At 57.9% G+C, this 12,244-nt stretch carries 13 protein-coding genes; 7 read left to right on the top strand and 6 right to left on the bottom strand.

Annotated elements, in window-relative coordinates; genetic code table 11:
• Window positions 1–5 precede the first annotated feature (5 nt).
• Genes NB069_RS05385 through NB069_RS05375 form a run of 3 tightly spaced genes read left to right on the top strand, consistent with a single transcriptional unit; the run spans window position 6 to window position 3,230 of the window.
• Window positions 6–614 carry a DUF2291 family protein gene (locus NB069_RS05385; RefSeq protein WP_250588258.1) on the top strand — a complete coding sequence of 203 codons (609 nt, stop codon included), beginning with the start codon at window positions 6–8 and terminating at the stop codon, window positions 612–614.
• The gene (locus NB069_RS05380; RefSeq protein WP_250588256.1) at window positions 614–2,140 is read left to right on the top strand and encodes a sugar ABC transporter ATP-binding protein; all 1,527 of its coding nucleotides are present in this window, start codon (window positions 614–616) and stop codon (window positions 2,138–2,140) included. The genes NB069_RS05385 and NB069_RS05380 overlap by 1 nt, the downstream gene beginning before the upstream one ends.
• Before the next feature lies 1 nt (window position 2,141).
• Entirely contained in the window at window positions 2,142–3,230 is a 1,089-nt protein-coding gene (locus tag NB069_RS05375; protein ID WP_250588255.1) for an ABC transporter permease, read from the top strand.
• Between the two features lie 102 nt (window positions 3,231–3,332).
• Here the strand turns inward: NB069_RS05375 and NB069_RS05370 are convergent, their stop codons facing one another.
• The 4 genes from NB069_RS05370 to NB069_RS05360 all read right to left on the bottom strand — a co-directional run bounded on the left by NB069_RS05370 (window position 3,333) and on the right by NB069_RS05360 (window position 5,841).
• Window positions 3,333–4,283 carry a sugar-binding transcriptional regulator gene (locus tag NB069_RS05370; RefSeq protein ID WP_250588253.1) on the bottom strand — a complete coding sequence of 317 codons (951 nt, stop codon included), beginning with the start codon at window positions 4,281–4,283 and terminating at the stop codon, window positions 3,333–3,335.
• Window positions 4,284–4,445: 162 nt separating this feature from the next.
• Window positions 4,446–4,946: an Hcp family type VI secretion system effector gene (locus NB069_RS05365; RefSeq protein WP_250588251.1), complete on the bottom strand. Its 501-nt coding sequence runs from the start codon at window positions 4,944–4,946 to the stop codon at window positions 4,446–4,448.
• A 14-nt stretch (window positions 4,947–4,960) separates the two neighbouring features.
• Window positions 4,961–5,302: a putative T6SS immunity periplasmic lipoprotein gene (locus NB069_RS22515; protein WP_350223404.1), complete on the bottom strand. Its 342-nt coding sequence runs from the start codon at window positions 5,300–5,302 to the stop codon at window positions 4,961–4,963.
• On the bottom strand, window positions 5,299–5,841 hold the full coding sequence (locus NB069_RS05360; RefSeq protein ID WP_250588249.1) for a DUF4157 domain-containing protein: 543 nt from the start codon (window positions 5,839–5,841) through the stop codon (window positions 5,299–5,301). The genes NB069_RS22515 and NB069_RS05360 overlap by 4 nt, the downstream gene beginning before the upstream one ends.
• A gap of 687 nt (window positions 5,842–6,528) precedes the next feature.
• On the opposite strand from NB069_RS05360, the gene NB069_RS05355 reads away from it, so the two are divergent.
• Genes NB069_RS05355 through NB069_RS05340 form a run of 4 tightly spaced genes read left to right on the top strand, consistent with a single transcriptional unit; the run spans window position 6,529 to window position 11,267 of the window.
• Window positions 6,529–7,359: a transketolase gene (locus NB069_RS05355; RefSeq protein ID WP_250588247.1), complete on the top strand. Its 831-nt coding sequence runs from the start codon at window positions 6,529–6,531 to the stop codon at window positions 7,357–7,359.
• Window positions 7,352–8,302 carry a transketolase family protein gene (locus tag NB069_RS05350; RefSeq protein WP_250588245.1) on the top strand — a complete coding sequence of 317 codons (951 nt, stop codon included), beginning with the start codon at window positions 7,352–7,354 and terminating at the stop codon, window positions 8,300–8,302. The genes NB069_RS05355 and NB069_RS05350 overlap by 8 nt, the downstream gene beginning before the upstream one ends.
• A gap of 32 nt (window positions 8,303–8,334) precedes the next feature.
• Window positions 8,335–9,753, top strand: a complete 1,419-nt coding sequence (locus tag NB069_RS05345; protein ID WP_250588244.1) for an L-fucose/L-arabinose isomerase family protein — start codon at window positions 8,335–8,337, stop codon at window positions 9,751–9,753.
• Window positions 9,754–9,767: 14 nt separating this feature from the next.
• Window positions 9,768–11,267 carry an FGGY family carbohydrate kinase gene (locus tag NB069_RS05340; RefSeq protein ID WP_250588242.1) on the top strand — a complete coding sequence of 500 codons (1,500 nt, stop codon included), beginning with the start codon at window positions 9,768–9,770 and terminating at the stop codon, window positions 11,265–11,267.
• A gap of 94 nt (window positions 11,268–11,361) precedes the next feature.
• Here NB069_RS05340 and NB069_RS05335 read toward each other — a convergent pair whose 3' ends face one another.
• Window positions 11,362–11,514 carry a Hok/Gef family protein gene (locus NB069_RS05335; protein ID WP_039032710.1) on the bottom strand — a complete coding sequence of 51 codons (153 nt, stop codon included), beginning with the start codon at window positions 11,512–11,514 and terminating at the stop codon, window positions 11,362–11,364.
• A gap of 245 nt (window positions 11,515–11,759) precedes the next feature.
• On the bottom strand, window positions 11,760–11,975 hold the full coding sequence (locus NB069_RS05330; protein WP_250588240.1) for a hypothetical protein: 216 nt from the start codon (window positions 11,973–11,975) through the stop codon (window positions 11,760–11,762).
• Window positions 11,976–12,244: the final 269 nt, after the last annotated feature.

Genomic DNA, 12,244 nt, shown 5'->3' with positions numbered 1-12,244 from the left:
GCAGTATGCGTTTAACACAATGGGGCGCCACGCTGACAGGCGCTGCCGCCCTGTTGCTGACGGCCTGCACCGTGGTGGATCTGGATGAGAACGGCAAGCCGATTATGCCTGCCGATCCCAACGCCAAAGCGAGCTTTGACAACCAGACTCCACAGCAGATCGCGCAACAAACCTGGCAGCCGCGGATCCTCGACGCCGCAAAAAATCACGCCCTGGACGCCAGCGCCCTCTCCACCCAGCTGAACACGCCGGCAGCCAAACCGCAGAGCGTCTTCGTGCGCCTTACCGGCAAGGTGGAGCGCGTGGATGCCAGCAACGAACGCGAGCAGAAGCTGGTGATGACGGTGAACGGCCAGCCGGTGGACATTCAGACCGGGCCGGTAATGCGCGGCAACGCCATCCGCGACGCCGCCGGGTTCCGCTTCGATGAGTTTACCAATCAGGTGCAGTATGCCCAGCTCTCCCGCGCCCTGAACCGCGAGGCGGTGAAGCATCTGCCGAAAATCGACGAGAGCTGGAGCGGCAAAGATGCCACCGTCCTGTTCGCCGCCACCCTGAACGCGGGCAAAGCGGTGGATGCGACGGCGCTGGAACTGAAACAGGAGACGCCGTGATGAGCGAGAGCCCGGCAGATGACATTATCCTCAGCACCCGCGGGATCTCGATGCTGTTTCCCGGCACCGTGGCGCTGGACAAGGTCGATTACCGCGTCTGGCGCGGCAAAGTGAACGTGATTATCGGCGAGAACGGGGCCGGGAAGTCGACGCTGATGAAAATCCTTGCCGGCGTCCAGCAGCCCAGCCTCGGCGAGATGTGGCTCAACGGTCAGCAGGTGACGTTTTCCAGCACCCGGGATGCCGCCCGCCACGGGATTGGCATGGTGCATCAGGAGCTGAATCTGTTTGAAAACCTCAACGTGGCGGAGAACGTTTTTCTTGGTCGCGAGCTGCAAAAAGGGGTCACGCCGATCAACGAGGCCGGGCAGGAGGCCCGCACCGCGGAGCTGCTGAAACGCCTCGATCAGCCAATCTCTCCGCGCGAGCTGGTGGGCAACCTGAAGGTGGGACAGCAGCAGCTGATTGAGATCGCCAAAGCCCTGGCCGAGGATGCCGACATCCTGATCCTCGACGAGCCCACCTCGGCACTCAGTAAAACCGAAGTGGAGATCCTGTTCCGGGTGATCCGCGAGCTGACCCGCCAGGGGGTCACCCTCATCTATATCTCCCACCGGCTGGAAGAGCTGATGGCGATAGGGGATGTGATCACCATTCTGCGCGACGGCAGGTTCCAGGCCGAGGCGAAGGTACAGGAGATCGACGTGCCCTGGATCGTGCGCGAGATGCTCGGCAGCGATCCGGTGAGCAACTTCCTGGAGCCGGGCCGCACCTTCGGCGCGCCGGTGCTGGAGGCGGAACACATCACCTGCGTGAATGGCGCCGGGAACAGGGTGGTGAACGACGTCAGTTTCCAGGTGAAGGCCGGGGAGATCGTCGGCATCTACGGCCTGATGGGGGCCGGGCGCACCGAGCTGTTTGAGTGCATGCTCGGCACCGAGCGCAACTATCTCGGCAAGCTGTGGCTCGACAGCAAACCGGTGCCCCAGCGTCTGACTACCGCCGAGCGCATCCGCATGGGGATGAGCCTGGTGCCGGAGGACCGCAAGCGCACCGGGATTTTTCCCGGCTCGTCGGTGGCCAGCAACCTGACCATCGCCAGCCTCTGGCGTCGCCTGCAGCACGGCTTTGCCATCGCGCAAAAGGCCGAGCAGGAGGTGGTGGCCAGCACCATCGGCAACCTGTCGATTAAGGTCTCGACCCCGGAGGTGGAGATCCAGGCGCTCAGCGGCGGGAACCAGCAGAAGGTGGTGATTGGCCGCTCGCTGCTGACCAACCCCAAGGTGCTGTTCCTTGATGAGCCAACGCGCGGTATCGACGTGGGAGCCAAAGCGGACGTGTTCCGCATGATGGTGCAGCTCTCGCAGCAGGGTATTGCGGTGGTCTTTTCCACCTCGGATTTGAAAGAGATTATGGCGGTATCTGACCGCATTCTGGTGATGTCCGGCGGCAAACTCACTGCCGATATTGTTCGCGATCGGGCCGAAGAGTCGGCACTGGTAACCGCAAGTGCTCAGGGGTTCTAAGATGAAAACAACACAGTCTGTCGCGCTGACGCCGCAAAAAGGGGCCGCGCCTTCCCGGGAAAAACTCCTCCTGCTGCTGCTGAAAATGCGCACCTTCATTGCGCTGTTCCTGATTGTCGGCTTCTTCACCATGACCGTGCCGGGCTTTCTCTCCACCGGCAGCCTGGTGATCATGATTAAGCATATCGCCATCAACGCCTTCCTGGCGCTGGGGATCACCTTCGTGATCATCACCGCCGGGATTGATCTCTCCATTGGCGCAACCCTTGGGCTATGCGGGATGATCGCCGGGTGGATGATCACCAAAGGCATTGTGCTGCCGATGTTTGGCATTGCCATCTTCCCGAGCGTGTGGGTGATTGTGCCCGTTGTGCTGCTGATTGGCGCGCTGATAGGGGCGATGAACGGCTGGATCATCACCCGCTACAACGTGGCGCCCTTTATCTGCACCCTCGGCACCATGTACGTGCTGCGCGGCGCGGCGATGCTGACCTCCGACGGGCAGACCTTCCCGGGGCTCTCCGGTAACCCGCAGCTGGGGAATACCGGTTTCGATGAGATTGGGGCCGGAACGCTGCTCGGCATTCCGTGGGCCATCTGGATGATGATCGTCCTGGCGCTGGTGATCGCCTATATCGCCCGTCGCCTGCCCTTTGGCCGCCACGTCTATGCCATCGGCGATAACGAGCGCGCGGCAGAGCTCTCCGGGGTGCGGGTCAAGCAGGTGAAGGTGCTGGTGTACACCCTGTCCGGCTTCTGCGCCGCCATCGCCGGGATTGTCGTCTCAGCGCAATTGCTGGCGAGCCATCCGGCGAACGGCACCGCCTTTGAGATGAACGCCATCGCCGCGGTGGTGCTGGGCGGCACCTCACTGGCAGGCGGACGTGGCACCATTCTCGGGACGCTGATCGGGGCTTTTGTTATCGGCTTTCTGGCCGACGGGCTGGTGATGATGGGTGTCAGCGAGTTCTGGCAGATGGTGATTAAAGGGATAGTGATTATCGTGGCGGTGATTATTGACCAGATGCAAAACCGGATGCAGCAGAAAGCGGCGGTGGTGGCGCAAAAGGCGGTGATGGAGGGAAGGTAAAAGCAAAACGGCAACGCACGTTGCCGTTTTTAGTGTTTGCTCCCTCTCCCTGTGGGAGAGGGTCGGGGTGAGGGCATCAGGCCGCACCCATACCGGGCAAAACTACCCTTTCAATAAACTCCGCGCCGTCGGGTAATCGGTGATCAACACATCAATATACTTCCCTTCCAGCGCCCCGCGGATGGCGTTGCGTTTCTCTTCTCCGCCCGCCAGGGCAATCACCTGCGGGCAGGCGCGGATCTGCGCCAGCTCCATACCAATCACCGGATCTTCTTCGGCGCTCAGCACCGGCTCGCCGTTGGCGTCGTAATAATGCAGGCAGATATCCCCCACTGCCCCGCGTTCGGCCAGCAGTTTGAGCATATCCTCGGTGTAGTAGTTGCCGGAGTTTTTCAGCAGCTGCGACGGCTCCAGCTCGCCGATGCCGACAATGGCTACGTCCACTTCGGCGAATTTACCCACCACCGCCGCCACGTCCGGGCTGCTGACCAGCCGGGCGCGCTCTTCAACGGAGTGTTCAATGCTCTGGGACGGCAGTAGCCCAGCCGGGCAGCCGAGGTGCGCCGCCAGCTGCTGGGTAAGGATGGTCGCCTGCACGTTGCCGTTGGGGCCCACGCCGCCCAGCAGCTGGATCACCCCCGCGGCGCGGATATTCTGCGGGTGCATCTCATCCACCATGCAGCGGATAGTGCTGCTCCAGGAGGAGATCCCCACCAGGTCTTCCGGGCGCAGGCGGGTTTCAACGTAGTGCGCCGCCGCGCTGCCGATGGCGTGCTTGATCTGGGCGTTAGTCGGGTCTTCCCCCACGTCCACCACGATGGCCTGGCGGATGCCATACTGCTCTTCCAGCGCCTTTTCCAGCGAGACGAAAATATTGGTCGGCTGAACGACGGTAATTTTCACCAGCCCCTCTTTCTGGCAGCGGGTCAGCGCCCGCGACACGAAGGACTGCGAGAGGTGCAGCAGGGAGGCAATCTCCGACTGCTTTTTATTCTCGCTGTAGTAAAGTGTGGCGATCTTCACCAGCAAGCGCTGTTCATCCTGTTTCGACATAACATTCCCCTTAATCGGCTGCCGTTATTTTTATTCATCACTGAATATTTAACAAGCAAGGGCCGTGACGATCTGCCGGGCAAATGTGATCCTTTTCTCCTTTCTTCGAAATATGACCGCGCAAACCGTAGACAAACCCCGGTTATGGCGCTGCACTCCCTGCTAATTTTTCTGCTGGTTGTAACCCACTGGGCGGCTCCAGTCATCGTCATACTTGATATTTCCTTCGATATAAAACCACTCAATTCCTGAATAGGAAATTGCGATATTCTCCATCATTCCTGGCGTGCGAGAACCCGGGATATAAGCATGAGAAGCATTAACTGACATGATCACAATGCTGGTAAGCGTAATTCTGTAAATCTCGTATTCAATGCCAGCCTCGTTGATGTCGTAATAGTGTATTACTGCCTTTTGCAGCCGCTTACTTTGGCAGACTGCAACCGCAAAATATGGCGAGGTTTTATCAATCTCTTTGTGCAGGGTAAAAGCGTTGTGTTCGCGCGCGCCCATAAGTTTACCGGTGTTGCGGCATGTGCTCTGGAAGACACCGTAACTGCTGTTCATAATTTCAATTGCACCCTCACGATCCAGCGCCATACAACTGCCTTTAATCATCTGTCCATTTTCATCATAAAGATACATATATGCTGGTAATGACATCTTTATTTCCCTGATTAATTACTTGAGACGTTCCAGTCATTGTCGATAAAGAACACGTAGCGATAATTTGATCCATTAAGCGTGTACGACACGCCATAGGTATAACCTGGCCTAAGCATCAGATTTAAACAGGAGTCTGGATAGGAGAGAGCAACGTGCTCATTAGTAGCAAATTCTGTGTATTCTCCGCCCTGCATTGAAGAAATGTTATAGCGACTCAGGACATCGGTTTTATCCACCGAAAAGCAAACATGTCCCTTATCAACGATGATCGAGCGCCAGGGGGCTGCTCGATCGCCTTTACCACATCCGACAAGGGTTACAGATAACAGAATTAAGGATAAGTAGCGTTTCAATGAGGGAAACTCCCAAGCACTTTCTGATATCGAGCCATGAGTTTGAGGACAGGCTCTGACGGGTCATAGTTTTTGAGGCGATACAGGTCGTTTCGATTACCGAATCCATAGGTTTTCAGCAACCAGTAATCACTCACGATACATGCCTGATTTTCTATGCCGTAGTCCATCAAATTTGGTTTAGTGAGCTCATAGTTGTAATCAACAGCCCAAGAGAATGCGCCACGCGTTCTTACCATCATCCCGCGCTGGTGTTGCCAGACATGCATCATTTCATGCAGAAATAGGTGCTGACCGCCTATGCGATCATTTTTGACGTGTGGCTGTGAAAAATCAGGCTCATACACCCCTTCCTGAAAATATATTTCGCCGTTTGGCGCCATGGCGACGTTGTTCGCCTGCATATTGAAAGGAAGATAGCTGCTGCGGTGAATCCATACTTCGTTATAACGAATACTAAAAGCGTAGAGCGTGCGGGCCAGGTTAATTTCACCAAGGGTCAATAACCGCAGACCTCCGCGATTTATTCCATTCAACATTTATCCCTCCAGTAAGAAGGATTTATCGTATCATCGGCGTAAAATTGTACAATTATTTATGTTCTGAATAAAAATAGATAATGCATTGATTTCGTTTATAATATTACATATCGCTAAGCGCTAAACAGAGCACCTTTCTGTCTTTTCGTTAGCATAACTAATATTTAAACAATTCATATTGATATTTAAACGGCCCATTAATAATGGTATGACTGAGGTCAACATGTTTTATTAGTCTGCCTTCGCAACCCTTTCAAATAAAAATCACTACAATTGCCTCAGGTCTTGCCAAACCATTTTCTCTATAGCCTTTTACAGCCCTTATGTAGACCGGCGACCCTGCAAAGATAAATTTTGCGCCTGCGCCATGCCGATGATCGGGTCTTCTTCCGGACTGAGCCCCTGCTTCGACATAACGTTCTCCTCAAAGCGCCCATTCGATCTGCCAGGCAAATGTGATCCTTTTCTCCTTTCTTCGAAATATGCCCGCGCAAACCGTAGACAAACCCTCTGACTGGGCATATCTTACATTACATGAATAATAAATCAGCATTGAATATATATTCAAGAAGGTTAAAAACCTGCTGTTTTAGAGGATGAAACCCGCTGGGATCCTTCATTGCAGAGCGTTTTTTTACCTGGCTGGAATAATTATTCACAACAGATTATAAATTCAGGAGGTATGTTATGAATCCGTTTTCGCTCTCCATCACGGAGCTCGAAACCCGGGCACGCTCGATTCGTCGCCGGATCATCGTGCTAAATGCCGAAAGCCCGGCGGGCGGCCATACCGGGGCCGATCTGTCCCAGGTCGAACTGCTCACCGCCCTCTACTTTCGCATTCTGAACTGCTCCCCGGCACTGCAGGAGAGCGATGAACGCGATATCTACATCCAGTCGAAAGGCCACGCGGTAGGCGGGTACTACTGCGTGCTCGCCGAAGCCGGTTTTATCCCGGTGGAGTGGCTCGCCACCTATCAGCACGCCGATTCTCACCTGCCCGGCCATCCGGTGAAACACAAAACCCCGGGCATTGAGCTTAACACCGGGGCGCTGGGCCATGGCCTGCCGGTAGCGGTGGGGATCGCCCTGGCGGCAAAACGCAACAACAGCAAGCGCCGGGTGTTTGTGGTGACCGGCGACGGTGAACTGGCGGAAGGCAGTAACTGGGAGGCCGCGCTGGTGGCATCCCACTACCAGCTGGATAACCTGTTTATTATCAACGACAAAAACAACCTCCAGCTGGCGGGCTCCACCAGAGAGATCCTCAACACCGATCCGCTGGATGAGAAGTGGAAAGCCTTCGGACTGGAAGTGACCGCCTGCAACGGCAACGACATGGCTGACGTGGTCGCCACCCTGGAAGGGTTGAAGCCCAACGGTAAGCCCCATGTGGTGATCGCCCACACCACCAAGGGAGCGGGAATATCCTTTATTCAGGGACGGCCTGAATGGCACCACCGGGTGCCAAAAGGGGAAGAAGTTGAACTGGCGCTGGAGGAACTGAAAGATGAGTAATAGCGAACACCTCGCCACGGTGATGGTTGATGCCTTTATCGATGCCGTTGAACGCGGCATCGACCTGGTGCCGGTGGTAGCGGACTCCACCTCCACGGCAAAAATCTCCCCGTTTATGCAGCGTTTTCCGGGGCGTCTGGTGAACGTCGGCATCGCCGAGCAGACGCTGGTTGGCGCGGCGGCCGGTCTGGCGATCGGCGGCAAGATTGCCGTCACCTGTAACGCGGCACCGTTTTTGATCTCCCGCGCTAACGAGCAGATCAAAGTCGACATCTGCTACAACAACACCAACGTGAAGCTGTTTGGCCTGAACGCGGGTGCCAGCTATGGCCCCCTCGCCAGCACCCACCACAGCATCGACGACATTGCCATCATGCGCGGCTTCGGCAATATCGAAATTTACGCCCCGTCGAGCCCGAACGAGTGCCGCCAGATCATCGACTACGCCCTCGATCACGTGGGCCCGGTCTATATCCGCCTCGACGGCAAAGCCCTGCCGGAACTGCATGATGAGAGCTACCGTTTTGCGCCAGGCAAAATCGACGTTCTGCGCGCAGGTCACGATGTGGCCCTGGTGGCGATGGGGTCAACGGTGCATGAAATTGTGCAAGCTGCCGCACAACTCGCGGAAGAAGGTATTGACGCCACTGTTATCAGCGTTCCATCTATTCGTCCCTGTGATACCCAACAATTGCTGGCCGCCATCGCCCCGTGCAGGGCGGTGGTGAGCGTTGAGGAGCATAACGTCAACGGCGGCGTTGGCAGCCTGGTGGCTGAAGTGCTGGCCGAAGCGGGCTGCGCCGTGCCGCTGAAACGTCTGGGGATCCCGGATGGGCAGTACGCGATTGCCGCCGACAGAGCGTCAACGCGGGCACGCCATGAAATTGATGTCGCTGGGGTAGTGAAACACGCCCGGGAAATGCTGACGCGACAGGTTTGCTGAAAATAACAACAACATCTTACTGGAGAGAAGCAATGTCCCGAATTCCTCAACAACTGACAATGGGCGTGGTCATCGGCAACCGCGGATTTTTCCCGAGCTATCTGGTGGCGGAAGCGCGCGAGCAGGCAATTGCCCTGTTTGGCCGCCTGGGTATCAACACCATTATGCTCGATCCCAGCCAGACCGAACTCGGCGGGGTGGAAACCCGCCAGGACGCCAAAGCCTGTGCCGACCTGTTTCGCGCCCATCGCGACAGCATTCACGGCGTGGTGGTGGTGCTGCCTAACTTTGGTGATGAAAAAGCCATCGCCGAGACCCTGCGTCTCTCCGGCCTGAACGTGCCCGTGCTGGTGCAGGCCGAGGAGGACAACCTCGACAAAATGGGGCTGGCGACCCGTCGGGACAGCTTCTGCGGCAAGATCTCCCTGTGCAATAACCTGCGCCAGTACGGTATTCCCTTCACCCTTACCACCCAGCACGTCTGCGCCCTCAACGGCGAGGTGTTTGCGCAGGATCTGCGGCGTTTCGAGCAGGTCTGCCGCGTGGTGAGCAGCATGCGCGGCGTGCGCGTGGGGGCCATTGGTGCCCGTCCGGCGGGCTTTAACACCGTGCGCTACAGCGAAAAATTGCTGGAACGCCTGGGCATTGCCGTGGAAACCCTCGACCTGTCTGAAGTCTTTACCCGGATCAAAACCCTGCGCGATGACGATATCCGCGTGGATGAGAAGCGCCGGATCCTGATCGACAACGCCGACGCCAGCCGCATTCCACCGGAGAAGCTGATCACCATGGCCAAGCTGTTCGTGGTCATCAGCGAGTGGGTGGTCGCCAACGACATCGACACCACGGCGATCCAGTGCTGGACCTCGCTGCAGGAGAACCTCGGGATTAACGTCTGCTCGATCATGAGCGTGATGTCCGGCCAGCTGATGCCGAGCGCCTGCGAAGTGGACGTGATGGGGGCGCTTTCCATGTTCGCCCTGGCGAGCAGCAATATGAATCCGGCATCCATTGCCGACTGGAACAACAATTTCGGCGACGATCGCGACAAATGCGTTCTGTTCCACTGCGGTAACTTCGCTGCCGCAAGCCTCGAATCGCCGCACATGGGCACCGCCGATATCATCGGTACCACGGTGGGGAAAGAGAACACCTGCGGCGCGGTCCACGGTCGCCTGAAAAGCGGGCCGCTGACCTATTTCCGCCTGAGCACCGACGATCTGACCGGGGAAATTAAAGCCTACGTGGGCCAGGGCCAGTCGGTGGACGATCCGCTGGATACGGTGGGCTGCCGGGCGGTGATCCAGGTGCCGCATCTGGAGAACCTGCTGAACTGGATCTGCCGCAACGGCTTTGAGCATCACGTGGCGATGAACCACTCCGCCAGCGCGGAGATCCTGCACGAGGCGTTCACCCGCTACCTCGGCGTCTCAACCTATCTCCATCGCTAAGGCAGGAGGCCGCTATGTCGGTGACCAAGGACATCATCATCGCTCTCGATGAGGGCACCACCAATGCCAAAGCGGTGGCGCTGGATGCGAACGGGCATGTGGTGGCGAGTTTCTCCCGGGCGCTGGCCATCCAGACCCCGCACGAAGGCTGGGTTGAACAGTCCGCCGGGCTGCTGGTGGACGCCTCCCTTGAGGTGGTGGCCCGCGCCATCGCCACCGTCGGGGTGGAGCGGGTGGCCGCGCTGGCGATCAGCAACCAGCGTGAAACCGTGGTGGGCTGGGATCGGGCGACCGGCAAACCCATCGCCCCGGCGCTGAGCTGGCAGTGTTCCCGCACCGCGGCCTTTTGTCACCAGCTGCGTGAGCAGGGCCACGGCCCGCAGATCAAGGCGACAACGGGCCTGCCCATCGCGCCGCTGTTCTCGGCCTCCAAAATGCGCTGGCTACTGGATAACACCCCCGACGGCGCACGGCGTGCCGCCCGGGGCGAGATCTGCCTCGGCACCGTGGACAGCTGGCTGCTGTGGCACCTGACGCAGGGCCAGGCGTTTCGCTGCGACTACGCCAACGCCGCCCGCACCCAGCTGATGAGCCTGCACAGCGCCGACTGGGACCCGCAGATGCTGGCGCTGTTTGGCATTCCGCGCGCGGCGCTGCCTGATATCAGACCCTCCAGCGGCCTGTTCGGTTACACCCGTGGCTGCCCGTTCATTCCTGAGGGACTGCCGGTGATGGCAACGATCGGCGACTCCCACGCGGCGCTGTTTGCCCACGGTCTGGGCGCCGAAGGCTGCGTGAAAGCGACCTACGGCACCGGCTCGTCGGTGATGGCGCCGGTGGATTCCGCCCGCAGTGACGTCAGCGCCCTCGCCACGACCGTGGCATGGCATGACGGTGATTCGCTGGTCTTCGGGCTGGAGGGTAATATTCCCCACACCGGCGACGCGGTGGCCTGGATGGCGGACAGCACCGGGTTAAGCGAGCTGTCGCAGGCGGAGCTGACCCATGAGCTGAACACCCTGCCCCGCTCGGTGGACTCGACCCTCGGCGTCTATTTTGTCCCGGCCCTGACCGGGCTTGGCGCCCCCTGGTGGGACGAGAATGCCCGCGGGATGATCCACGGCCTGAGCCGCGGCGTGAAGCGCGCGCATCTGATCCGCGCGGCGCTGGAGTCGATCGCCTATCAGATTGCCGATGTCGTTGAGGCGATGCGCGTCCATCCGGGCTTTACCCTGAACGCGCTGATGGTCGACGGTGGGCCGACGAAAAACGACTGGCTGATGCAGTACCAGGCAGATCTGCTCGGCTGCCCGGTGATGCGCAGCGACGTGGCCGAACTCTCGGCGATGGGCGCGGCACTGCTGGCGCGGAAGGCGCTGTTTAACCTGACTACCGCCCAGCTGCGCCAGTATCTGCCGGAACATGTCACCTTTATGCCAGACATGGCGCGTCACGCCCGGTTGCAGACCCGCTGGCAAGCCTGGCAGGAGACGGTTAAGCGAGTACGGGCGTAAAAATGCCCCGCCTGGCGAAACCAGACGGGGCAAATAAACGGGTGCCTGTACCAAACCGACAACTGGATAAGCGGGGATTGCTCCCCGCATACCGCTACTTCTTCGCTTCGCAAGCGAGAACAGCTTTCAGTTCTCTGCCACCTTCCTTAAAGCTCAGTTCGCATAACTGCTCATGAACCAGAAACGTGACTCCCAGCACAGTTAAACCCAGTACCAGGATCGCCGCAAAGGCGTACTTGTTAAGCATGTCATTGCCTCCTTGCTAAGAAGAGGCTACCATCCAAATGTTTGGGTTTGGAGTGGTAGCCCCGGTTGATGGAAACATCTCCGGGGCTTTTGCTTTCTGCATCTCCGCACCTGCCTGAGCTCAGAAAGCATCAGGCACCCGCCGCCATACTACTCCCGCATGGGTGAAAAAACCGCCTTTTTACTGGTTATTTAACCAGGTTAATTTCTCTTTCAGAATACGTTTAGATCCTGAGTCGCGGTACGTTAAACCGCTACCATTCCGGGCGTAGAATGCAGCATCGCCAGCAGCACAAACTGTAAGTCGTGAATCAGCGATCTTATGTACGTTGCCAGCGAACCAGGGCAAAGGAACTGAACCAGTCCCAGCGTCAAAATCGATGCTGCGGTGACAACCATCGTTAACAGCAACGTGGCGATAGTTATCCAGACCAGCAAACGCCACGCGCGAAAAAACGTCATGATGGCAAACCCTGTTCTGCTCTCTGATGTTATTCAGCCCCCAGGATTAACCTGTCGGTGCTGTCGGTGAAGCATTAAGGCTTCAGCGATGATGTCCTGTTTGCTTTTTCGCGTTTCGTAAGCGGTGGCCTGCACGTATTCACAAAGTTCATCATCAATGCGCGCGCTCAGCATGGTTAACCGGGCATTTTTACTTTCCCCACGCGGTCTTCGATTCGATGGATAGCTTCTGATTTTTTCCACTCGTCCTCTCACTCAGGCATGCAGTT

The sequence above is a fragment of the Leclercia adecarboxylata genome (assembly GCF_023639785.1).
Classification (GTDB): Bacteria; Pseudomonadota; Gammaproteobacteria; order Enterobacterales; family Enterobacteriaceae; genus Enterobacter; species Enterobacter adecarboxylatus_D.
This window is presented reverse-complemented; position numbering and strand designations above follow the sequence as displayed.

Excerpts from the sequence above, each read along its gene's own strand:
- NB069_RS05330 (WP_250588240.1), bottom strand. The coding sequence starts at position 11,975 with ATGACGTTTTTTCGCGCGTGGCGTTTGCTGGTCTGGATAACTATCGCC.
- NB069_RS05375 (WP_250588255.1), top strand. The coding sequence starts at position 2,142 with ATGAAAACAACACAGTCTGTCGCGCTGACGCCGCAAAAAGGGGCCGCG.
- NB069_RS05340 (WP_250588242.1), top strand. The coding sequence starts at position 9,768 with ATGTCGGTGACCAAGGACATCATCATCGCTCTCGATGAGGGCACCACC.
- NB069_RS05355 (WP_250588247.1), top strand. The coding sequence starts at position 6,529 with ATGAATCCGTTTTCGCTCTCCATCACGGAGCTCGAAACCCGGGCACGC.
- NB069_RS05335 (WP_039032710.1), bottom strand. The coding sequence starts at position 11,514 with ATGCTTAACAAGTACGCCTTTGCGGCGATCCTGGTACTGGGTTTAACT.
- NB069_RS05380 (WP_250588256.1), top strand. The coding sequence starts at position 614 with ATGAGCGAGAGCCCGGCAGATGACATTATCCTCAGCACCCGCGGGATC.
- NB069_RS05365 (WP_250588251.1), bottom strand. The coding sequence starts at position 4,946 with ATGTCATTACCAGCATATATGTATCTTTATGATGAAAATGGACAGATG.
- NB069_RS05385 (WP_250588258.1), top strand. The coding sequence starts at position 6 with ATGCGTTTAACACAATGGGGCGCCACGCTGACAGGCGCTGCCGCCCTG.
- NB069_RS05345 (WP_250588244.1), top strand. The coding sequence starts at position 8,335 with ATGTCCCGAATTCCTCAACAACTGACAATGGGCGTGGTCATCGGCAAC.
- NB069_RS05360 (WP_250588249.1), bottom strand. The coding sequence starts at position 5,841 with ATGTTGAATGGAATAAATCGCGGAGGTCTGCGGTTATTGACCCTTGGT.
- NB069_RS05350 (WP_250588245.1), top strand. The coding sequence starts at position 7,352 with ATGAGTAATAGCGAACACCTCGCCACGGTGATGGTTGATGCCTTTATC.
- NB069_RS05370 (WP_250588253.1), bottom strand. The coding sequence starts at position 4,283 with ATGTCGAAACAGGATGAACAGCGCTTGCTGGTGAAGATCGCCACACTT.